We start from the raw sequence: 616 nt of genomic DNA on the forward strand, positions 1-616 counted from the left end.
ATGCCAAAGAAGGCAATGACGTATACAAATATATTTTGAATCTCATTAATGAAGAGACAGGTAGACTTAAGGATTAAAATGAAAAAACACTGCCTTTACTGTTACTGGTGCTGCTTTCCAATTATGCCCAGGCCAATTGTGTCAATACATCAGAAGAACAGATCATAACCAAAACATTGCTATCAACGCATTACAAAACCACACAAAGCGAAGGCTCGATTGTGGTTGATGAAGGACAGACGGAAGCCCGAGTCTTGAATCGTGATGTGCAGAAAGTAAAGCACAAACAGCAGTGAACATTGCTTCTTCGATGAGAAAAAAATGTCACTGGTGCTGAATTACCAGCACAACAAATTTGGTTTAACCGATATCCATCAAGATGCGATTCGTAGCTATATCGGTATTGTTGACCCAAATCGTAAAATTTCAGTGGAAGGGCATGCCGACAGCACAGGCTCAGATACTTACAATAAGCAGTTGTCTGCAAGACGTGCAAACACCGTCGCCCGTTTCCATCAAAATGATTTGGGTTTAGGCAATCGAATCGTAGAAAAAGCGTTCGGTGAAACCACGCCAATCTGTGCCGCGGAAGAAAACCAGCAGAATGGTTGTAACC

General features: G+C 41.9%; 1 protein-coding gene. It reads left to right on the forward strand.

The window, feature by feature from the left end:
• Positions 1–321: 321 nt before the first annotated feature.
• Positions 322–616: OmpA family protein (locus CIK04_RS34525; RefSeq protein WP_325205927.1), on the forward strand; the 295-nt coding region annotated here is incomplete at its 3' end.

Source organism: Vibrio sp. 03_296 (assembly GCF_002265885.1).